Source organism: Bradyrhizobium sp. DN3 (assembly GCF_041357655.1).
In the GTDB taxonomy this organism is placed as follows: Bacteria; Pseudomonadota; Alphaproteobacteria; order Rhizobiales; family Xanthobacteraceae; genus Bradyrhizobium.
Genome location: NZ_JAULLN010000076.1, coordinates 1 through 1,511, shown reverse-complemented (window position 1 = coordinate 1,511; position 1,511 = coordinate 1). Strand labels below are relative to the sequence as shown.

Annotated in this window: 1 protein-coding gene; it reads left to right on the top strand. The window is 59.4% G+C overall.

Translation table 11 applies throughout. The annotated features are described in order from the left end of the window. The first annotated feature begins 79 nt into the window (after positions 1 to 79). Positions 80 to 1,432 (top strand): transposase, encoded by a 1,353-nt coding sequence (locus AAE027_RS39390; RefSeq protein WP_091880269.1) that lies wholly within the window; start codon positions 80 to 82, stop codon positions 1,430 to 1,432. Positions 1,433 to 1,511: the final 79 nt, after the last annotated feature.

Below are 1,511 nucleotides of genomic sequence, written 5' to 3'. Positions count from 1 at the left end.
CGATTCTGTTGAAAAAGACGGCTGTTGCGACGCAGAGATATCAGTGATTCAGTCTGTCTAATTGGCAGGACTGAAGATCATGATGGGGCATCGGCAAGTCGAACAGACCGCGTTGTTCTATGAGTTCTCGCTCGAAAGACATATCCCGACTGATCACTTGCTGCGGTTGATTGACAGGTTTGTCGATCTTGAACAGGTCCGGCGGGACCTGGCGCCTTTCTACAGCAGCATCGGTCGGCCTTCGATCGATCCCGAGTTGATGATCCGGATGCTCCTGATCGGTTACTGCTTCGGCATCCGATCGGAGCGGCGCCTGTGCGATGAGGTTCACCTCAATTTGGCCTACCGGTGGTTTTGCCGGCTCGGTCTGGACGGGACGGTGCCGGATCATTCGACATTCTCCAAGAACAGGCACGGCCGCTTCCGGCAGAGCGACCTCTTCCGTCGCGTGTTCGAGAGCGTGCTGCGCCGCTGCATCGAGGAACGACTGGTCGGCGGTGAGGGATTTGCAGTCGATGCGAGCCTAATCAAGGCCGATGCCAATCGGCAGAAGGGGATCGAAGGCGATAAGGGACTTCCGCCGGAGGCTGCCAGCCGAGCAATCGATGAGTATCTGGCCGGCCTTGATGATGCCGCTTTCGGAGCCGCGACCGAGGTTACCCCGAAGTTCGTATCGCCTTCCGATCCGGCGGCGCGCTGGACGGGGGCGCACGGCGGCCAAGCGTTTTTCGCCTATTCGACGAACTATCTGGTCGACATCGAGAACGCGATCATCGTCGATGTTGAGGCAACGACGGCAATCCGGCAGGCGGAGGTATTGGCCGCCAAGCGCATGATTGAGCGCTCGCTGGAGCGGTTTGATCTCTATCCGAGCCGGCTGCTCGGTGACAGCGGCTATGGCTCGGCCGAGATGCTCGCCTGGCTGGTCTATGAGCACGGGATCGAGCCGCACGTTACAGTCTTCGACAAGTCGGCCCGCACAGACGGGATCTTCTCGCGCGACGACTTCACCTATGACCATGCTGGGGACATCTATCGTTGCCCTGGTGGCAACATTCTTACCACGACCGGAACGTTGGTGAATGATGGTGCTACCATGCTTTACCTCGCCAGCAAGCGCGATTGTGATCGATGCGCATTGAAGCCCCGATGCTGCCCCAAGCAGGCTTCACGGAGAGTGCCCCGCTCGATCTACGAGGGCGCTCGCGACATGGCGCGCCAGATCGCGAGATCGTGGGAGGGAGGCACCTCGCGCCGGCTCCGCAAGAAAATCGAGATGTTGTTCGCGCACCTCAAGCGCATTCTCAAGCTCGACCGTTTGCGTTTACGAGGTCCAAACGGCGCGCGCGACGAGTTCATCCTCGCAGCCACCGCCCAAAACCTTCGAAAGATGGCCAAGCTGATCCCGATGCCCACCCCGACGCTCGCATAGGGTCAGTAAGAGCAGTTCCGGCCACGTCGCGACGGAGCTATTACAACGAAATACTGCCGGCCTTTTTCAACGGAATCGG

Coding starts and splice junctions, on each gene's coding strand:
- AAE027_RS39390 (WP_091880269.1), top strand. CDS start 80: ATGATGGGGCATCGGCAAGTCGAACAGACCGCGTTGTTCTATGAGTTC.